The organism is Achromobacter spanius (assembly GCF_002966795.1).
GTDB lineage: Bacteria > Pseudomonadota > Gammaproteobacteria > Burkholderiales > Burkholderiaceae_B > Achromobacter > Achromobacter spanius_D.
In genome coordinates this window covers 6,117,229-6,135,098 of record NZ_CP023270.1, presented here as the reverse complement: position 1 = coordinate 6,135,098, position 17,870 = coordinate 6,117,229, and the positions used below count along the sequence as shown (strand labels likewise).

The following is a 17,870-nucleotide window of genomic DNA, read 5'->3' as shown; positions in this document are numbered from 1 at the left end:
CCGGGGCGCGCCGTCCCGCTCCGCGTTTCTCGTTTCCGCCTGGCGCCGCATGGCGTATGCGCTGGGTGCCGCCGCCGTTCTGTGGGCGTTGACCGGCTGGGCGCTGGACTGGTGGCCGCGATGAACGCGGCGCCCGTCACGGTCGAACTGGCCGACGCGTCGTTCGGCTGGCATGGACGGCCGGCGTTGCGCGCGGTCTCGGGCAGCTTCGCGCCCGGCGGCATGACGGCCGTGGTCGGACCCAACGGCGCGGGCAAGTCGACGCTCATCAAGGGCATCATGGGCGTGCTGCGTCCGATGACGGGCAGCGTGCGCATCCAGGGCGCGGGACGTTCGGCGCTGGCGTGGCTGCCTCAGGCGGCGGAACTGGACCGGTCGTTTCCCACGACGGTGCTGGATCTGGCGGCCATGGGGGCGTGGCGAAGGGTCGGCGCATGGCGCGCGTTCGGCAACGACGAGCTGGACCGCTGCATGCACGCCTTGGAAACCGTGGGCCTGGCCGATGCCGCCGGCCGCGGCGTGGATACGCTGTCGGGCGGGCAGATGCAGCGCGCCCTGTTTGCGCGGATGCTGGTGCAGGACGCGCCGGTGCTGCTGCTGGACGAGCCCTTCGCGGCGGTGGACAGCCACACCGCCGACGAACTGATGGCGCTGCTGTGCGGCCTGCATGGACAGGGCCGCACGGTGATCGCGGTGCTGCACGACCTGGATCTGGTGCGTGATCATTTTCCGGAAAGCCTGCTGTTGTCCGGCTCGGTGGTGGCCTGGGGCGACACCGCGGCAACGTTGAGCGAGGCGCATCTGAAGGCGGCGCGCCAGCGCCACGCGGGAGTCTGGGCATGACGCTCGTGGACTGGGTGGTGTCGCCGTTCCTGGACTACGGCTTCATGCGGCGCGCATTGGCTGGGGCCTGCGCGCTGTCGCTGGGCGCGGCGCCCTTGGGTGTCTTTCTGGTGCTGCGGCGCATGAGCCTGATGGGCGACGCGATGTCGCACGCCATCCTGCCGGGCGTGGCTGTCGGCTTTCTGATGGCCGGTCTGTCGCTGGGCGCGATGATGCTGGGCGGCATCGCCACCGGCCTGGCCGTGGCATTGCTGGCCGGGCTGGTGGCGCGGCTGACGCCGCTGCGCGAGGACGCGAGCTTTGCGGCCTTTTACCTAATATCGCTGGGGCTGGGCGTGCTGCTGGTGTCGCTGCGCGGTTCCAACATGGATCTGCTGCATGTGCTGTTCGGCACGGTGCTGGGCCTGGACGACGCCGCCTTGCTGCTGGTGACCGCCACGGCCAGCGTGACCTTGCTGGTGCTGGCGGCCATCTACCGGCTGCTGGTCGCCGAATGCCTGGATCCGGGATTTCTGCGCGCCAGCGGCGGGATGGGCGGCGTCGTGCACATGGGCTTTCTGGTGCTGGTCGTGGTGAATCTGGTGGCGGGCTTTCAGGTGCTGGGCACGCTGATGGTGGTGGGCATCATGATGCTGCCGGCCGCCGCGGCGCGGTTCTGGGTGCGCAGCGCGGCCCGTCAGATTCCGCTGTCGGCGGCGATCGGCGTGGCGTCTTCGGTGGCCGGACTGCTGGTCTCCTATCACTTCGACGTGCCGGCCTCGCCCGCGATCATCCTGGCGGCCGGCGCCTGCTATCTGTTTTCCATCGTGGGCGGCCCGCAAGGCGGGCTGCTGCGGGCAACGCGCCGCGTGCGCCCTGCCTGAGACTTCATAAGGAGATTGACCATGCGTTCGATTCTGCCGGCGCGCCGCCGCGCACTGCTGGCCATGGCAGGCGTCTGCCTGTCGGCCGTCCTGGGGACCGCGCAGGCGGCCGAGCCGCTCAAGGTCGTGGCCAGCTTTTCCATCCTGGGCGATATCGTGCGGGAAGTGGGCGGCGCCGACATCAGCCTGACGACGCTGGTCGGGCCTGACGGCGACGCGCACGGCTACGAACCCACGCCCAGCGACGCGAAGAAGCTGGCCGACGCGCGCGTGCTGGTGGTGAATGGGCTGGACTTCGAGACCTGGCTGCCCAAGCTGACGAAGGCGTCCGGGTTCGCGGGACAGACGGTGACGGCGTCCAAAGGCGTGACGCCGCGCAAGTTCGCGGGACATGGCGATGGGCATGACCACGATCACAAGGACGACCACAAAGACGATCACAAGCACGGGCACGATGATCATGACCACGACCACGACCACGACCACGACCACGACCACGACCACGACCACGACCACGACCATGACCACAAGCCCGGTCATCACCATCACCATGGCGACGCCGATCCGCATGCCTGGCAGAGCCTGGCGAATGGCGTGATCTACGCGCGCAACGTGGCCGAAGGCCTGGCCGCCGCGGATCCCGCCCATGCGCAGGCCTACCGCCAGCGCGCCGATGCGTACATCGCCAAGCTGCAGACGCTGGACGCCAGCCTGCGCAAGACCTTTGCCGCCATCGGCGCGGACCGCCGCAAGGTCGTCACCTCGCACGATGCGTTCGGCTATTTCGGCGACGCCTATGGCGTGACGTTCATCCCCGCGATGGGCGTGTCGACGGACGCCGAACCGTCCGCGCGCGAGGTGGCGGCGATCATCGAACAGGTGCGGCGAGACAAGGTGCCCGCGGTGTTCGTCGAGAACATCAGCAGTCCGAAACTGGTCCAGCAGATCGCGCGCGAGACCGGCGCAAAGGTGGGTGGTACGCTCTACTCCGATGCCCTGTCCAAGCCTGGACAGCCGGGCGCCACCTACCTGGAAATGTTTGAATGGAACGCACGCCAGCTTGCCGCGGCCTTGCAACCCTGAGCGCCGTGGCGGCGCTGCTGGCGGCGGGCGCCGCCAGCGCGCACCCGCATATGTGGATCGATGCGCGCGCGCAGATCGACGTCGATGCCGCGCAGCGCATCACCGCCGTGCGGCAGGTGTGGCGGTTCGACGAGATGTTCGGCGCGTACGCGACGCAGGGACTGAAAAAGGGCAAGGACGGGTCGCTGCCCGCCGACACGCTCAAAGGCATGGCGCAGGATTGGATGAAGGCGCTCGGCGAGCCGATCTCGCATTACTTCACGCGGGTCACGGTGGACGGCAAGAGCGCGGCGTTCGCCGCGCCGCGCGATGCCCGCGTCGACTGGAATCCCAAGACCACGCGGCTGACGCTGTCCTTCACGCTGCCGCTGGCCGAGCCCGTCGCGCCGGGTGCCGGCGGCGCGCAAGTGGATATCTACGACCCCACCTATTTCGTGGCCTACGCATTTGAAGAGCAGGGCGCGGTGTCGCTCGGCGGCCCGCAAGGCGCGGCCTGCAAGGCCGACTACCGCAAGCCCAAGGAACTGGATTGGAAAACCATGCAGGAACTGGCCGCGATCCCGGCCGACCCGGACGCCTTGCCGGACGAGCTGTTCGCCATCACCAAGGGGCTCACGCACCGCATCGAGGTGCGATGCCCGTAGGCCGGTGGGCGCGCGTGCTGGCCGTCGTTCTATTGATGATCGGCGGGCTGTCGGTGGCGGCCGCGCAAGGCGCGCATCCCTTTGGCGTGCCGGAAAGCGGGAGCGGCCTTGCCGGGCCCGGTTGGCTGTCCAGCTTTTTTGGCAGCGTATCCGTCTGGCAATCGCACTTCTACCGGCAGCTGACGGGCGCGGTGCGTGCCTGGCAAGCGGACGGCGGCGCGGCGTGGGCCCTGATCGGCCTGTCGTTTGCCTACGGCGTCTTTCATGCGCTGGGGCCGGGCCACGGCAAAGCGGTGATCTCGTCGTACGTGCTGGCCAACCGGCAGACCGCGCGCAATGGCGCGCTGCTGGCATTGGCGTCTTCGCTGATCCAGGCGCTGGTGGCGATCGTGATGGTGGCGGTGCTGGCACTGGTGTTCAACGCGACGGCGGCCACGATGAACGAGGCCACGCGCTGGCTGGAGCTGGCGTCGTATGCGCTGGTGACGCTGCTGGGCGTGTGGCTGGTGTGGATCAAGGCAGTAAGGCCGCTAGTGCGGCGGGCTGGTACGCGCGGGCATGTGCAACAGCATGGGCATGACGATGGCAACGCGCATGCGGCGGACCACGCGCACGTGCGTGCGCACGCGCATCATCATGAGCACAAGCACGATCACAACCATCATCACCACCACGGCCATGATCATGACCACAGCCACGACTGCGGTTGCGGACACGCGCACGTGCCCGCGCCGGAACAGGTTGCCGGTCCGCTGAACTGGCGCCGCGCGTGGTCAGCCATTTTTGCCGTGGGCCTGCGGCCCTGCAGCGGGGCGTTGATCGTGCTGGTGTTCGCGCTGTCGCAGAATTTCTTTCTGGCCGGCGTGGCGTCGGCGCTGGCGATGGGGCTGGGCACGGGTCTGACCGTGGCGGCATTGGCTTGCCTGGCTGTTGCGGCCGGGAGCGCCGCGACGCGCCTGGGCAGCCGCCTGTCTGGCGCGGGCGTGGCGTGGCTGCGTTACGCCATCGAGGCGCTGGCAGCGATCGCGGTGCTGTTGCTGGGGGTGATGCTGCTGGGCGGGATGGTGGCGGCAGGCGGCTAACGCGATCTGCGAACTGGCGCTGCCGCCATTCAGCGGCAAGGCCGCGCCGCCAGATAGGCGCAGGCAAAAAGGCTCAGACAGATTGGCTCAGGACTTGCGCCCGGCGCGCGGATGCGCCTGATCGTAGGCCTTGGCCAGATGCTGGAAATCCAGGCGCGTGTAGATCTGCGTGGTCGAGATGTTGGCGTGGCCAAGCATCTCCTGCACGGCGCGCAGGTCTTGCGCGGATTGCAGGACGTGGCTCGCGAAACTGTGGCGCAAGACGTGGGGATGCACATGCGTGGGCACGCCCGCCGTCTGCGCGATGCGCGCAAGCTGCAACTGCACCACGCGCGGCGAAATGCGGCGTCCGCGCGCGCCCAGGAAAAGCGCGGCCGCGTCTTCGGGCGGCGGCGCGGGCAGCGCGAGTTGCGGACGCACCTCGATCCACTTGCGCAGCGCGGCCAGGGCCTGCTGACCGACCGGCACCGAGCGGCGTTTACCGCCCTTGCCCAGCACCACGACCTCGGCGTCATCCAGGTTCAGCCAGCCGCGCGATTCGTAATCGGCGGCGCGCTCGTAGCGCAGGTCCAGTCCGACCAGTTCCGACAGCCGCAGTCCGCTGGAATACAGCAGTTCGAACATGGCCTGGTCGCGCAGCGCGGCCGGTTCAGTGGCGACCTGTGCGGGGGCGTTATCCAGGAGGGCCTGCGTCTGCTCGACCGACAAGGCCTTGGGCAGGCCGCGCGGCGCCTTGGGGGCGCGCACGCCCGCGACGGGATTGCCGGCCAGTTCAGCGGACGGCGCCCACCATTGATAGAAGCCGCGCCACGCCGCCAGCGTGCGCGCCAGGCTGCGCGGACCGCGGCCCTGCGCATGCAGGCGCGCCACGAATTGGCGGATGTGGCCGTTGGCGAGCTTATCGAGCGGCAGGCCGGCCTTGTCGGCCAGTTCGCGCAAAAATTGCAGTTCGCGCCGGTAGCCGTCCAGCGTATGGGGCGAGTACCGGCGGTTGGTTTCCAGATGGCGCAGCCAGGCGCGCATGGGATCCGGCAGGGGGGCGGGGGGCGGATTGGCGTCTTGCTCGGCGTTGCGCATCGCGTTGTCCTTGTCCGCCCCGGCAGGCTTACGCCTTGGGCGAGGCCGGATTGAGCCGGTGCAGGGCCGCCGACGCAAGCTGGCCGACGGATTCCAGGAACGTCGTGCCCATTTCGGGCGTGAAACGCTCCGGGTCGTCGGAACCCAGCACCAGCAGGCCCACGGCGGCGCCGTCGGCTTCCAGGCGCAGCGGCACCAGCGCCAGCGACTTGGGCTTGGCGTCCAGCCAGTTCACCGCTTCGAAGGCGGTGTCGGCGCCGACATAAGGCGTCTTCAGGCTGTCGGTGAAGGTGCGCACGTCGTCCGACACGGGCTCGCCGTAGCCGTGGTCGGGCAATTCAGACAGGTTCCAGAGCCGCAGCGCCACGTGGTTCAGTTCAAACTGTTCGGCCAGGCCCAGCGCGATTTCGCCGGGCACCAGTTGCGGATCGCATTCGGACAAGAGGCGGCAGCACCACTTGGCCACGTGCGAACCGATGGTCTCGTTGGCGGTGGCGTTGCGCACCAGTTCGTTCAGGCGCCATTCGAGTTCGCGGGTGCGCTCGCGCAGCGTGAGGATCTGGCGTTCGCCCAGCGAAATGGCACGCGAACCGTGCGGATGCGGGATCTGCAGGGTGGAGAAAACTTCGGCGTGTTCGTCGAAGAAGCCGGGGTTCTCTTGCAGGAAGGCTGCGATGTCCTGGGCGGTGAAAGCGGTATCGGTCATAGAGTTATCGGTTCAGCGCCATGGAGAAGACGAGCTTGTCGATGTCGACCTGGCCCGTGAAGACGGATTCGGCCGGGCCGGTCATGCGGAGTTGTTCGCCGTTCCAGGCGACGGTCAGCACGCCGCCGAGCGCTTGCACGCGCACGGGCGAATCGAGCAGGCCGCGGCGAATGCCGGCCGCGACCGCGGCGCAGGCGCCCGTGCCGCAGGCCAGCGTTTCGCCGACACCGCGCTCGAAGACGCGCAGGCGGATGTTGTTGCGGTCTACGACCTGCATGAAGCCGGCGTTGACGCGGCGCGCAAAGCGCGGATGGGTTTCGATCAGCGGGCCCAGCACGGCGACGGGCGCGGTGTCGACGTTGTCGACGACCTGCACGGCGTGCGGATTGCTGATCGCGACAGCCGACAGGGTGACCGTGCGGGGCAGCCCGGCCGGGGCGTCGAGGTCCAGTTCCCAGAGAGTGTCCTGGCCCTGCGTGACGGCAGGCAGGCCGGCGGTGTCGAAGGGCAGCGCGGCCGGGTCGAAGCGGGTGCTGCCCATTTCCACGGTGACCTGCTCGTCGTCGCCTTCGTCCAGAACCAGGATGCCCGTGGCGATTTCGGCGCGCAGCGGATTGCGATCGGACAGGCCTTGCTCGTGCACGAAGCGCACGAAGCAACGGGCGCCGTTGCCGCAGTGTTCGACCTCGGAGCCGTCGGAATTGAAGATGCGATAGCGGAAGTCGGCGTCCGGCCGGGTGGCGGGTTCGACCAGCAGGATCTGGTCGGCGCCGATGCCGAAGTGGCGGTCGCCGAGGGCGCGTGCGCGCTCGGGCGTCATCTCGATGGTCTGACGGACGCCGTCGAGCACAACGAAATCGTTGCCCGCGCCGTGCATTTTGGTGAAGTTCCAGTTCATCTGCGGATTATCCCCCATTCTCGCGGTGCGGCGGGTGCGCGCGGCGGTTCAGTACAGCTTGGCTTCGCCTTCGGGCCGCGTCTTGAAGCGGCGGTGGACCCAGTAATACTGGCTGGGGCAGCGGCGCACCCAGGATTCGAGTTCGCGGTTCAGGCGGGCGGTGGCCGCTTCCAGCGTGTCGTCGCCCGGAAAGTTCTCGAGCGGCGGCAGCACGTCGACGTGGTATTTGCCGGTATCGGGATTCCAGAATCCCACGATCGGCAGCACGGCGGCGTTCCATTTCTGGGCCAGTTGGGCCGTGGCGACCAGCGTGGCGGCCGGCACGCCGAAGAACGGCACGAAGACCGAGCCCTGGCGGCCGAAATCCATGTCGGGCAGGTAGTAGACGGGGCGCGGGGCGCGCAGGTGCCGGATCAGGTCGCGCACGCCGTCCTTGCGGCTGACCAGGAACACTTCGTTGAAGCGCGCGCGCCCGGCGGCCACGACGGCGTCGATGTGCGGGTCGCTTTGCGGCGTGTACATGGTGGCCGCGCTGGGCACTTCCATGGTGAGGCGGGTGGCGGCGGCGTCCAGCGCGATGAAGTGCGGCGCAAGCAGGATGACCGGGCGGCCCTCGGCCGTCAGCGCGTTGATGCGGTCGGCACCGGTTAGCGTGACCATCTCCTTGATGGCCTCGGGCGTGCCGTACCAGAGCACGCCGCGGTCGACGATGGACTGCGCCAGCGCGCGGAAGTGGTCGGCCACCCATTGTTCGCGCACGGCTTCGGGCTGGTCGGGAAAGCTCAGTTCCAGGTTGCGGCGCACGATGTGCGCGCGCGACCTGGCAAGCCGCGGGGCCAGCCAGCCCAGGACGGCGCCGATGCGCAGCCGCGTCGACGGCTTGATGCGGCCGAACCATTTCAGCAGGGAAACCAGCGTGCGCGTTTTTCTATCGATCATGGATGTGGAAAGAGACCGGGCGGCGGGAGCGGCATGGGGTTCAGGCGGATCAAGCGGCCGGCGGCGCCGGTTCGGCGCCGGGCGCCGGGGTGGCGCCGCGCGGGGTCTTGTAGCGGTTGTAGCTCCAGAGATACTGGTCGGGGCAGCGGCGGATCAGCGTTTCCATCGCGGCGTTGATGAGGGCGGCCTGCGCCTCGGGCTCGGCGGGCAGCGGTTCGGGCACGCGCACGTAGTGGATGCGCCAGCCGCGGCCCTTGGGCAGGCGTTCGCCTGCCGTGAGGATGATGGGGACGTTGGTCTGCGACGCAAGCTTGCCGGGCAGCGTCATGGTGTAGGCCAGGCGTCCGAAGAACGGCACCCATACGCCGTCGCCCACGCTGGGCGCCTGGTCGGGCAGCATGCCGACGGATTCGCCGCGGCGCAGCGCCCGCACGAATTCCCGCACGCCCTGCATGTTGGCGGGCACTGCGTTGACGGCCGAGCTGTTGCGCGCCGTTTCCAAGAGGGGCGCCAGCGCTTCCTTGCGTGGGGGGCGGAACATCACCGTCATGGGCATCTGGCGGGCCAGATAGCGGGCGGTGATCTCGAAGCAGCCCAGATGCGGCGTCAGAAACAGGATGCCGCGGTTTTCGGCGCGGGCGGCGGCGACCACGTCGTCATCGTCGGAGACCACCTGGGCCAGGCTTTCCTGGTTGCGGAACCAGACCCGGGGATTCTCGAGGATCATGGCGCCGGCTTCGGCCGCCGCGCGCCGCGCGAACGCCGCGCCGGGGTAGCCGGCCTGCGCCGCATTGGCCTGCAGGCGCCGCCGGTACTTGCCCGGCAAGGCGTAGATGGCGCGTCCCGCGAACCGTCCGATCGCATGCGCGACGGGAAGCGGCAGGGCGGCAAAAAGTCGGAACAGGGGCAGCAACATGCTTCAAAAGGTTGAAATCAGGCAGGGTAATACCGCTGGTCGAGGCATATGGATACACCCCGACCGCAAGCATAAGAACGGCATTTTCGCTTAAAATGCGCCCAGTCGCCGAGTTAACCGACAACTTGCGGGGCGACGGCAAGGGTACTGCGCTTCGCGCGGCCCGCGCCAAATCCGCTAAAGCGTCGCGCCCAGTTGGCATTGCAGTGCAGACCGGGGTGCAACGCGCCTCGAGAACCTATGCGCCGGCAAGACCGGACACTAAGGACGCATCTGTGGCCAATAACGATTTTCTCTTTACTTCCGAATCCGTCTCCGAAGGGCACCCCGACAAGGTTGCCGACCAGATCTCCGATTCGATCCTCGACGCCATCTTCACGCAAGATCCGAACGCGCGTGTCGCAGCCGAAACGCTGTGCAACACCGGCCTGGTCGTGCTGGCTGGCGAAATCACCACCACCGCCAACGTCGACTACATCCAGGTCGCGCGTGACACGATCCGCCGTATCGGCTACGACAACACCGAATACGGCATCGACTACAAGGGTTGCGCGGTGCTCGTCGCCTACGACAAGCAGTCGCCCGACATCGCGCAGGGCGTTGACCGCAGCTCGGAAGACTACCTGAACCAGGGCGCCGGCGACCAAGGCCTGATGTTCGGCTACGCCTGCGACGAAACGCCCGACCTGATGCCCGCCCCGATCTGGTATGCGCACCGCCTGGTGCAGCGCCAGAGCGAACTGCGCAAGGACGGCCGCCTGGGCTGGCTGCGCCCGGACGCCAAGTCGCAGGTCACGTTCCGCTACGTCGATGGCCGTCCCGCCGAAGTCGACACGGTGGTGCTGTCGACCCAGCACGCGCCGGAAGTCTCGCAAGAGACCATCCGCGAAGCGGTCATCGAAGACATCATCAAGCCCAGCTTCCCCGAAGGCCTGATCACGCCCAAGACCAAGTTCCTGGTCAACCCGACCGGCCGCTTCGTCATCGGCGGCCCGCAAGGCGATTGCGGCCTGACCGGCCGCAAGATCATCGTCGACACCTACGGCGGCGCTTGCCCGCACGGCGGCGGCGCGTTCTCGGGCAAGGATCCGTCCAAGGTCGACCGTTCGGCCGCCTACGCCGCCCGCTACGTGGCCAAGAACATCGTGGCCGCCGGGCTGGCGCGTCAGTGCCAGGTGCAGGTCAGCTACGCCATCGGCGTGGCCGAGCCCATCAACATCACCGTCTACACGGAAGGCACGGGCGTCATCCCCGACGACCAGATCGCCAAGCTGGTGCGCGAGCACTTCGACCTGCGTCCGAAGGGCATCGTGAACATGCTGGACCTGCTGCGCCCGATCTACACCAAGACCGCTGCCTACGGCCACTTCGGCCGTTCCGAGCCGGAATTCTCGTGGGAAGCCACGGACAAGGTTCAGGAACTGAAGAAGTCCGTCTGACGCGATCCGCCACGCGGTTCATGAAAAGCGCCCATTGGGCGCTTTTCTTTTTGGCGGGTCCGATCGCGGCAGGCGCGGTGTCAAAGCCCCCAGGCCGACAGATCCGGATGCAGCGGCGATGGAGACAGCACGGTTTCCAGCGCCGCCGCGCAATCCAGCAGCGCGGCGTCGCCGCCCGCGGGCGCCAGCAGCTGCACGGCGCAGGGCATGCCGTCCGCGTCCAGGCCCGCCGGCAGCGTGATCGCCGCCGCGCCCAGGAAGTTGGCCGGGCGCAGCAGCTTGCCCAGTCCGGCGTGGCGCGTGTCCTGCGAATCCAGCGCCTGTGCGGCCTGATCGATGGCGGGCATGAGCAGGGCATCCACGCCCTGCATGGCATTTTCGAAAGCCGCCATGTCGGCCTGGCGGCGCAGCAGCGCGGCCTCGTAGCTGGCCTGCGTGATCCGGCCGCCCGCGGCGATGCGCGCGCGCACGACATCCCACAAGGGCTGCGCGGGGTCTTCGGCCAGCGCGCCGAAGTAGCGGAAGGCTTCAAACGCCAGCACCAGCGAGTTGTCATCCGCCATGCGGGCAAACGACAGCGAGGCGGGCGGATGCCAGGCGGTGGGCGTGTAGCCGGCCGCTGCCAGGCGCCCCTGCGCCGCGTGCCAGGTTTGAAGCGCCTCGTCCGTCAGCGGGGCCGGCCAGGCTTGCGGCGCCAGCACGGCGACGGCGCCAGGCGCGCGCTCGGTGGCGTGACGCAGGCCGATGTAGCGGGCGGCCGGCAGCGTCAGCGTGGCGGCGTCGTCGACGTCCGGGGCGGCCAGCAGTTGCGTCAAGAGGCGCGCGTCGCCGACGCTGCGCGCGATCGGGCCCAGCACGTCCAGCGTGTCGGACAGCGGCAGGCAGCCGGCACGGCTGATGAGGCCCGACGACGGCTTGAAGCCGACTACGCCGTTCAACGCCGCCGGCGCCCGCACCGAGCCGCCGGTATCGCCGCCCAGCGCCAGCGGCGTCAGACCCGCCGCGACCGCGACGCCCGCGCCGCTGGACGAGCCGCCCGGCGCGCGGTGGACCTTGGCGTCCCACGGATTGCGGGCGGTGCCCTGCGTGGGATTCTGTCCCGACAGGCCGAACGCGAATTCCGTCATGCGCGTCTTGCCCAGGATCACCATGCCTTGCGCCGCCAGCGCGCGCGCGGCGGTGGCGGTTTCCGTGCTGACAACGCCGGCGCGCGCCTGCGAGCCGCCGCTGCACGGCGTGCCTTCCCATTGCACGCTGTCCTTCACCGCGACCGGCACGCCATGCAGCGGGCCCAGATTGATGCCGGCTTCCAGCAGCCGGTCCGCCGCCTCGGCCTGCGCCAGCGCGCGCTCGGCCGTGATCACGCTATACGCGGCGAGCGCCGCGCCGCGCTCGATGCGGTCGAGGAAATGCAGGGTGAGGTCGCGCGAACGGAGCTTGCGCTCGCGAATGGCGCGGGCAAGCTGGCGGGCGTCCTGGAAATGCAGGGCTGTATCTTGGGCGGGCATGAGTCTCGTCGAAATGGAAAAAGCCTTCCGGTCCGCGGCGGGACCGGAAAGCGACCTGATCGGAAGGGCTGTGCGGAGGGTGACCTACTTCAGGACCTGGCCTTTGGTTTCGGGCATGCGGATGAAGGTGATCAGCGTGATCACGGCCCCGGCCAGCACGTAATAGAAGAACCAGCGCTCCATGCCCTTGCTCTGCAGCCACGTCAGCAGGTAGGGCGTGGTGCCGCCCAGCAGCGCGACGACCAGGTTGTACGGCGTGCCGATGCCGACGGCGCGCACGCTGGTGGGAAACTGCTCGGACATGATGGCCGGCGCAATTGCGGTGTACATGGCGTACAGCACCAGGCCGAACAGCTCCACCGCCAGGATCGAGCCGAACGACGGCCCCAGCGTGGTCATGATCGGATAAAAGAAGATCAGGTAGCCCGCGGCAAAGAAGATCAGCTGCGGCTTGCGGCCGATGCGGTCGGACAGCATGCCGAACAGCGGCTGCACCAGCATGAACACGATCAGCGCGACGGTGTTGGCCGCAAACGCAGTCTTGGGGTCGGCGCCGACCTGCCGGATGGCGTAGGTGGGCACGTAGGCCACGAAGATGTAGAACGCAAACGTGGTCAGGACCGAGAAGCCGACGATGCGCAGCACTTCGCGCGGATGGTCGCGCAGCAGCGTGCGCAGCGGCTGCTTTTCAATGCCGGCCTTCTTGGCGTGCGAGAAGGCTTCGGTCTCCGGGATGGCGCGGCGGATCCACATGCCGGCCAGGCCGCCCAGCGCGCCCAAGAGGAACGGAATGCGCCAGCCCCAGGCGGCCATGTCGGCCTTGGTGAGGACGGAGGTGAGGATCCAGCCCACGGCCGAGGCGGCCAGGATGCCGACGGCGGCGCTGAAGAAGACGAAGCTGGAATAGAAGCCGCGCTTGTTGGGCGGCGCCATTTCCGCCAGGAACGTCGTGGCCGAGGCATACTCTCCGCCCAGCGACAGGCCCTGCAGCAGGCGTGCGGCGGTCAGGAGCAGCGGCGCGGCGATGCCGATGGTGGCGTAGGTGGGTGTGATGGCAATGATGAGCGAGCCGCCCGCCATCATCAGGATCGTGAGGCCCAGCGCGGCCTTGCGGCCATAGCGGTCGGAGAAGATGCCCAGCACCCATCCGCCCACCGGACGCATGAAAAACCCGACCGCGAAGATGCCGAACGTGGCGAGCAGGGCGGTGGTTTCGTTGCCGGGCGGGAAGAACTGGCTGGAAAAGAAGATGGCGAACGACGCGTAGATGGTCCAATCGAACCATTCCACCGCATTGCCTACACTACCGGCCAGAATCGTGCGGCCGCGCGAAACGGGCGGGGCGCTTGCGCCTTGCGCCGCGCGCAAGGTTGCGGATGTGCTGCTCATGACGTCCTCAAATTGTGTTTTGTTTTTTGGTCAAATAGACCAATAAATTTTGTGTTTTTATCAATGCGAGAACGTTAGATTAATGAATATGGTCACGTCAAGTAAGGGTAATTCCCTAATCGCCGCGTTGGACGACACGGATCTCGCGTGCCTCGTCGCGCTGCAGGCGCAGCCTCGCGCGTCCTGGCGCGAGCTGGGTGCGGCGACCGGCATCGCCGAGAGAACCGTCGCGCGGCGCATCAAGCGCCTGATGGACGCGGACGCGCTGCGCGTCATCGCGGAACCGGATCCGCTGGCCACCGGCCGCGGCGTGGTGCTGCACGCCTGGGTGCGCTGCCGCTCGGGCCGGGTGCCGGACGTGGCCGACCAGCTTGCGCGGCTGGACATCAGCCAGCTCGTCGTGACGCTGGCCGGTTCCGCCGACCTGATGGCTGAGCTGACCCTGGCCGACGCGGCCGACATGCCGGACGTGGTGACCCACGTGCTGCCGTCCATCGACGGGGTCGAACACGTGGAGGCGCGCCTGGTGCTGCGGCCGTTCCGGCGCGCGGGCCAGTGGCGGATCCAGCCGGAGCCTGGCGGCGATGCGGACGCGCCGTTGCTGTCGCCGCCGGCGGCGCTGACCGACCCCGAGCAGCGCATGGTGTCGCACCTGATGCGCGATGGCCGCGCCAGCCTGGCAGAACTGGCCGAACGATCCGGCGTCAGCGAACCGACCGCGAATCGCCTGCTGCAGAACCTGGTCGAGCGCCGCGCGCTGAGCTTTCGCGTGGAAGTCGAGCCGGCGCTGGTCGGCTTTCCGGTGGAGGCGGTGATTTCGGTGCAGGTACGCCCGCAAACGGTGGACGCGCTGGCCGCGCATCTGGCGCTGGACCCCAACACCCGCTGCCTGTTCGGCACCAGCGGCGCCTCGCAGCTCTTCTGGCACGTGCTGTGCCGCGACAGCCTGCATCTGTGGGACGTGGTGACGCGACGGTTGGGCGAGCTGGACGGCGTGCTGAACAGCGAGGTCGGCGTCGTGATGCGCGCGCACAAGCGTTGCGGCATTGTGCGCGCGGGTGCGCGGCTGGGGACGGACGCCGCGTGATGGCGTCGCTACCCGCCCGCTATGCCCCGAGGTAAGCGCGCGCCAGCGCGCCGTCCTTCGCGATATCTTGCGCGGCGCCGTGCGCGGCGACCCGGCCGGATTCCAGCACGTACGCGCGGTCGGCCAGCGACAGCGCCAGCGCCGCCATCTGGTCCACCAGCAGGATGGTCATCGACTCCTTGCGCAGCCGGTCCAGCGCGTCGAACAGTTCGTCGATGATCTTGGGCGCGAGACCCAGCGACGGCTCGTCCAGCAGCAGGATCACGGGCTTGGCCATCAGGCCGCGTGCGATCGCCAGCATCTGCTGTTCGCCGCCCGACAATAGCCCCGCGCGCTGGTGCAGCCGTTCGCGCAGCCGCGGAAAGCGCGTCAGCATTTCCTCGACGCGCGCCTCGCGGTCCTGCGGATGCAGGAAGGCGCCCAGGCGGATGTTGTCCAGCACGCTCAGGCCCGGAAACACCTGACGGCCTTCGGGCACCAGCACCAGGCCGCGCGCCACGATGCGGTCGGCAGCCAGGCCATGCAGTTCCTGTCCTTGCAGGTGCATGCCGCCCTGCGCGGGCCGGTGCAGCCCGGCCAGCGTGCGCATCAGCGTGGACTTGCCCGCGCCGTTTGCGCCCAGCAGCGCCACCATCTCGCCTTGCCTGACCTGCAGGTCGATGCCGTGCAGCACGGGATTGGCGCCGTAGCCGGTTGTCAGATTGCCCACGCCCAGCACCTCGGGCGGCAGCGCCTCGCCCGCCGGCCTGCGCCGCGCGGCCGGCGCCCGGCGTGCGGCTTCGTCGCCCAGGTAGGCCTGCCGCACTTCGGGGGACTGCTGGATCTCGGCGACGCTGCCCTGCGCCAGTTCGCGGCCGGCGTCGATCGCCACGATGTGGTCGGACACGCCCATCACCAGCGTCATGTCGTGCTCGACCAGCAGGACGCCGGCGCCCGCCTCGGCAATGCGCCGCAGCAGCCCGGCAAGCCGCGTCTTGTCTTCGCGCGACAGCCCGGCCGCGGGCTCGTCCATCAGCAGCACGTCGGCATCGGTGGCCAGCGCGCGCGCAATCTCCACCAGCCGCCGGTCCACGTGCGGCAGGTCGGCCGCGGGAATGTCCAGCGCGCCTTCGTAGCCGCAGAACGCCAGCAGGGCGCGCGCCCGTTCGCGCACATCGGGCGCCAGATATCGGCGCGACGCCAGCAGCCCGCCCAGGCGGCCGCGCAGCATGCCGAGCGCGACGTTGTCCTCGACGCTCAACGTGTCAAAGAGCTGCGAGGTCTGGTAGGTGCGCGCAATGCCGCTGCGCGCCACGCGATGCGCGGGCAGCGCGGCGAGCGGCGCATCGCCCAGCGCGACGCGGCCATCGGTCGGCTGGTAGTAGCCGCTCAGCATATTGATGACAGTGGACTTGCCCGCGCCGTTGGGGCCGATCAGCGCGGTCACCGCGCCGGGCGGCACGGTGAAGGACACCGCCTGCACGGCACGCACGCCGCCGAAGGTCATGGTGAGGGTGTCTGCATGCAGAGTGCGGCGCGTCCGCGCGGACGCCGGCAGGGCGCCGTGGCGCGGCGCAAGACCCTGCGTCTGCGCGCGCCGCCGCCAGCGCGCCAGCAGGCCGGCGGCGCCTTCGGGCGCGGCCCACAGCACCACCAGCAGAAAGGCGCCAAAGAACAGCAGGCGGTATTCCTCCAGGCTGGACAGCACTTCCGGCAGCAGGCCCACCACCACCGCGCCCAGTAGCGGCCCGGCCAGCGACCCCGCGCCGCCGATCGTCACGGCCAGCACGAACAGGATCGACTGCATGAAGTTGAAGTTGTGCGGCGTGATCATGCCCGTCAGCGGCGCATACAGCCCGCCCGCCAGACCGACCACGGCGGCCGACACCATGAAGGCCGCCGCCTTGACCGCCAGCGGATTGATGCCGATGGATTCGCTGGCCGTCTCGCTGTCTTTGACCGCCCGCATGGCGGCGCCCCAGGTGCCGCGCGACAGCAGCGCATAACCGGCCAGCGCCGCGAACACGGCCACGATGGCCAGCATCGCCACGCCGCGGTCGCCGCCCAGGGGGCCGAGCGTGGGCTGCACAATCCCCATCAGCCCGTTCTGGCCGCCCGTGACCGAGCCGCCTTCAATCAGCGCATGCTCCACGATGAAGCCGAAGGCGATGGTGATCATCGCCAGATAAGGGCCTTTCACGCGCAGCGCCGGCACGGCCAGCAGCAGGCCGAACGCGCCGCACACCAGCGCGGCGGCCGGCCACGCCAGCCAGAAGCTCCAGCCGGCCTGGCCGGTCAGGATCGCGACCGTGTAGGCGCCGATGGCGTAAAAGCCCGCGTGGCCGAACGACATCTGGCCCGTCAGGCCCAGCAGCACATTCAGGCCGATGCCGGCCAGCGCCAGCAGCGCCACATTGCCCAGCACGAAGACGTAGTAGCCGTTGACGTTGGCGGCGAGCATCAGGGCCACCGCCGCCAGCAGGGCATACAGCGCCGGCGGCAGCCAGCGCATCGGGGATTGCTTGTTCATCAGACCTTCCTCACATCGGCGCGCCCGAACAGGCCATTGGGCAGCACGGCCAACATGACGATCACCAGCGTGAAGCTGATGATCTGCGTATACCCGGAACCCAGCGCCACGGTGATCAGCGCTTCGACCACCCCAAACAGCAGGCCCGCGATCATCACGCCCCACGCGCTGGTGATGCCGCCCAGGATGGCGACCACGTAGGCCTTCAAGCCGAACAGCGTGCCCATGTCCGCCTGCACGTTAAAGAGCGGCGCGACCAGCGCGCCGGCCACGCCCGCGAACAGCGTGGACACCGCAAAGGCGGCCATGATCGCGCGGCGCACGGGAATACCCATCAGCCGCGCGGCGTTCGGGTTCTGCACCACGGCCAGCAGCGCCACGCCCCAGCGCGTGCGGCGCGACAAGGTGTGCAGCGCGGCCGCCAGCGCCAGTCCCACCACGGGAATCAGCAGTTGCAGCGGATAGATGCCCAGTCCCAGCCCGCCGATCTCGAGCGGCGACTGCGCCAGCGGAGAGGGCAGGCTGCGCGGCTCCTTGCCGAACGTGAACATGACCACGTTGTCGAGCACGATGCCCAGCGCCACCGTGGACATGAGCCAGGCGTTGGAACCGCGGCTGGCAAACGGCCGCACCGCCAGCCGCTCCACGACCAGGCCGTACAGCGCGCACAGCGCCAGCGCAAACAGCAGCGCCGCGGCGAGCGGCCAGCCCAGCGTCTGGGCGAACGTGTAGGTCAGCACGGCGCCCAGCATCATGGAACTGCCCTGGGCGAAGTTCACCGTGCCGGACACGGCATAGGTCAGGTAAAAGCCCAGGGCCATCAGCCCGTACATGCTTCCCAGTCCCAGGCCGCTGACGATGGCGGACATCAACAACATGCGCGTCTC

16 protein-coding genes are annotated in these 17,870 nt (G+C 68.9%); 7 read left to right on the top strand and 9 right to left on the bottom strand.

The window, feature by feature from the left end; all coding sequences use genetic code 11:
• Positions 1-120 precede the first annotated feature (120 nt).
• Genes CLM73_RS27830 through CLM73_RS27810 form a run of 5 tightly spaced genes read left to right on the top strand, consistent with a single transcriptional unit; the run spans position 121 to position 4,515 of the window.
• On the top strand, positions 121-843 hold the full coding sequence (locus CLM73_RS27830) for a metal ABC transporter ATP-binding protein (RefSeq protein WP_105241178.1): 723 nt from the start codon (positions 121-123) through the stop codon (positions 841-843).
• The gene (locus CLM73_RS27825) at positions 840-1,706 is read left to right on the top strand and encodes a metal ABC transporter permease (protein ID WP_105241177.1); all 867 of its coding nucleotides are present in this window, start codon (positions 840-842) and stop codon (positions 1,704-1,706) included. Before CLM73_RS27830 ends, CLM73_RS27825 begins: the two co-directional genes overlap by 4 nt.
• A 21-nt stretch (positions 1,707-1,727) precedes the next feature.
• Positions 1,728-2,789, top strand: coding sequence for a metal ABC transporter solute-binding protein, Zn/Mn family (locus tag CLM73_RS27820; RefSeq protein WP_105241176.1), 1,062 nt, complete (start codon positions 1,728-1,730; stop codon positions 2,787-2,789).
• On the top strand, positions 2,750-3,433 hold the full coding sequence (locus CLM73_RS27815) for a DUF1007 family protein (protein ID WP_105241175.1): 684 nt from the start codon (positions 2,750-2,752) through the stop codon (positions 3,431-3,433). The genes CLM73_RS27820 and CLM73_RS27815 overlap by 40 nt, the downstream gene beginning before the upstream one ends.
• On the top strand, positions 3,424-4,515 hold the full coding sequence (locus CLM73_RS27810; protein WP_105241174.1) for a nickel/cobalt transporter: 1,092 nt from the start codon (positions 3,424-3,426) through the stop codon (positions 4,513-4,515). The genes CLM73_RS27815 and CLM73_RS27810 overlap by 10 nt, the downstream gene beginning before the upstream one ends.
• A gap of 87 nt (positions 4,516-4,602) precedes the next feature.
• Here CLM73_RS27810 and xerC read toward each other — a convergent pair whose 3' ends face one another.
• Genes xerC through CLM73_RS27785 form a run of 5 tightly spaced genes read right to left on the bottom strand, consistent with a single transcriptional unit; the run spans position 4,603 to position 9,051 of the window.
• The gene (gene xerC, locus CLM73_RS27805; protein WP_105241173.1) at positions 4,603-5,592 is read right to left on the bottom strand and encodes a tyrosine recombinase XerC; all 990 of its coding nucleotides are present in this window, start codon (positions 5,590-5,592) and stop codon (positions 4,603-4,605) included.
• Between the two features lie 28 nt (positions 5,593-5,620).
• Entirely contained in the window at positions 5,621-6,298 is a 678-nt protein-coding gene (locus tag CLM73_RS27800; RefSeq protein WP_105241172.1) for a DUF484 family protein, read from the bottom strand.
• Between the two features lie 4 nt (positions 6,299-6,302).
• Positions 6,303-7,214, bottom strand: coding sequence for a diaminopimelate epimerase (gene dapF, locus CLM73_RS27795; protein WP_105241171.1), 912 nt, complete (start codon positions 7,212-7,214; stop codon positions 6,303-6,305).
• A 30-nt stretch (positions 7,215-7,244) separates the two neighbouring features.
• Complete coding sequence (locus tag CLM73_RS27790) at positions 7,245-8,135, bottom strand: lysophospholipid acyltransferase family protein (RefSeq protein WP_105241170.1); 891 nt, start codon at positions 8,133-8,135, stop codon at positions 7,245-7,247.
• A 49-nt stretch (positions 8,136-8,184) separates the two neighbouring features.
• Complete coding sequence (locus CLM73_RS27785; protein WP_056571241.1) at positions 8,185-9,051, bottom strand: lysophospholipid acyltransferase family protein; 867 nt, start codon at positions 9,049-9,051, stop codon at positions 8,185-8,187.
• Between the two features lie 275 nt (positions 9,052-9,326).
• Between CLM73_RS27785 and metK the strand changes: the two genes are divergently transcribed.
• A complete protein-coding gene (gene metK, locus CLM73_RS27780) occupies positions 9,327-10,490 on the top strand; it encodes a methionine adenosyltransferase (protein WP_105241169.1) in 1,164 nt (387 codons plus the stop codon).
• An 80-nt stretch (positions 10,491-10,570) separates the two neighbouring features.
• Here metK and CLM73_RS27775 read toward each other — a convergent pair whose 3' ends face one another.
• Both CLM73_RS27775 and CLM73_RS27770 read right to left on the bottom strand, forming a co-directional pair.
• Positions 10,571-11,998, bottom strand: coding sequence for an amidase (locus tag CLM73_RS27775; RefSeq protein WP_105241168.1), 1,428 nt, complete (start codon positions 11,996-11,998; stop codon positions 10,571-10,573).
• Between the two features lie 84 nt (positions 11,999-12,082).
• Complete coding sequence (locus tag CLM73_RS27770) at positions 12,083-13,387, bottom strand: MFS transporter (protein WP_105241167.1); 1,305 nt, start codon at positions 13,385-13,387, stop codon at positions 12,083-12,085.
• Between the two features lie 82 nt (positions 13,388-13,469).
• Between CLM73_RS27770 and CLM73_RS27765 the strand changes: the two genes are divergently transcribed.
• The gene (locus CLM73_RS27765; protein WP_105241166.1) at positions 13,470-14,474 is read left to right on the top strand and encodes an Lrp/AsnC family transcriptional regulator; all 1,005 of its coding nucleotides are present in this window, start codon (positions 13,470-13,472) and stop codon (positions 14,472-14,474) included.
• 19 nt (positions 14,475-14,493) lie between these two features.
• Here the strand turns inward: CLM73_RS27765 and CLM73_RS27760 are convergent, their stop codons facing one another.
• Both CLM73_RS27760 and CLM73_RS27755 read right to left on the bottom strand, forming a co-directional pair.
• On the bottom strand, positions 14,494-16,983 hold the full coding sequence (locus CLM73_RS27760; protein WP_105241165.1) for a branched-chain amino acid ABC transporter ATP-binding protein/permease: 2,490 nt from the start codon (positions 16,981-16,983) through the stop codon (positions 14,494-14,496).
• A complete protein-coding gene (locus CLM73_RS27755; protein WP_105241164.1) occupies positions 16,983-17,861 on the bottom strand; it encodes a branched-chain amino acid ABC transporter permease in 879 nt (292 codons plus the stop codon). The genes CLM73_RS27760 and CLM73_RS27755 overlap by 1 nt, the downstream gene beginning before the upstream one ends.
• Between the last annotated feature and the right edge of the window lie 9 nt (positions 17,862-17,870).

Bases quoted from the DNA above. Each gene is read 5' to 3' on its own strand.
- CLM73_RS27830 (WP_105241178.1), top strand. From the start codon at position 121: ATGAACGCGGCGCCCGTCACGGTCGAACTGGCCGACGCGTCGTTCGGC.
- CLM73_RS27825 (WP_105241177.1), top strand. From the start codon at position 840: ATGACGCTCGTGGACTGGGTGGTGTCGCCGTTCCTGGACTACGGCTTC.
- CLM73_RS27820 (WP_105241176.1), top strand. From the start codon at position 1,728: ATGCGTTCGATTCTGCCGGCGCGCCGCCGCGCACTGCTGGCCATGGCA.
- CLM73_RS27815 (WP_105241175.1), top strand. From the start codon at position 2,750: ATGGAACGCACGCCAGCTTGCCGCGGCCTTGCAACCCTGAGCGCCGTG.
- CLM73_RS27810 (WP_105241174.1), top strand. From the start codon at position 3,424: ATGCCCGTAGGCCGGTGGGCGCGCGTGCTGGCCGTCGTTCTATTGATG.
- xerC (WP_105241173.1), bottom strand. From the start codon at position 5,592: ATGCGCAACGCCGAGCAAGACGCCAATCCGCCCCCCGCCCCCCTGCCG.
- CLM73_RS27800 (WP_105241172.1), bottom strand. From the start codon at position 6,298: ATGACCGATACCGCTTTCACCGCCCAGGACATCGCAGCCTTCCTGCAA.
- dapF (WP_105241171.1), bottom strand. From the start codon at position 7,214: ATGGGGGATAATCCGCAGATGAACTGGAACTTCACCAAAATGCACGGC.
- CLM73_RS27790 (WP_105241170.1), bottom strand. From the start codon at position 8,135: ATGATCGATAGAAAAACGCGCACGCTGGTTTCCCTGCTGAAATGGTTC.
- CLM73_RS27785 (WP_056571241.1), bottom strand. From the start codon at position 9,051: ATGTTGCTGCCCCTGTTCCGACTTTTTGCCGCCCTGCCGCTTCCCGTC.
- CLM73_RS27775 (WP_105241168.1), bottom strand. From the start codon at position 11,998: ATGCCCGCCCAAGATACAGCCCTGCATTTCCAGGACGCCCGCCAGCTT.
- CLM73_RS27770 (WP_105241167.1), bottom strand. From the start codon at position 13,387: ATGAGCAGCACATCCGCAACCTTGCGCGCGGCGCAAGGCGCAAGCGCC.
- CLM73_RS27765 (WP_105241166.1), top strand. From the start codon at position 13,470: ATGAATATGGTCACGTCAAGTAAGGGTAATTCCCTAATCGCCGCGTTG.
- CLM73_RS27760 (WP_105241165.1), bottom strand. From the start codon at position 16,983: ATGAACAAGCAATCCCCGATGCGCTGGCTGCCGCCGGCGCTGTATGCC.
- CLM73_RS27755 (WP_105241164.1), bottom strand. From the start codon at position 17,861: ATGTTGTTGATGTCCGCCATCGTCAGCGGCCTGGGACTGGGAAGCATG.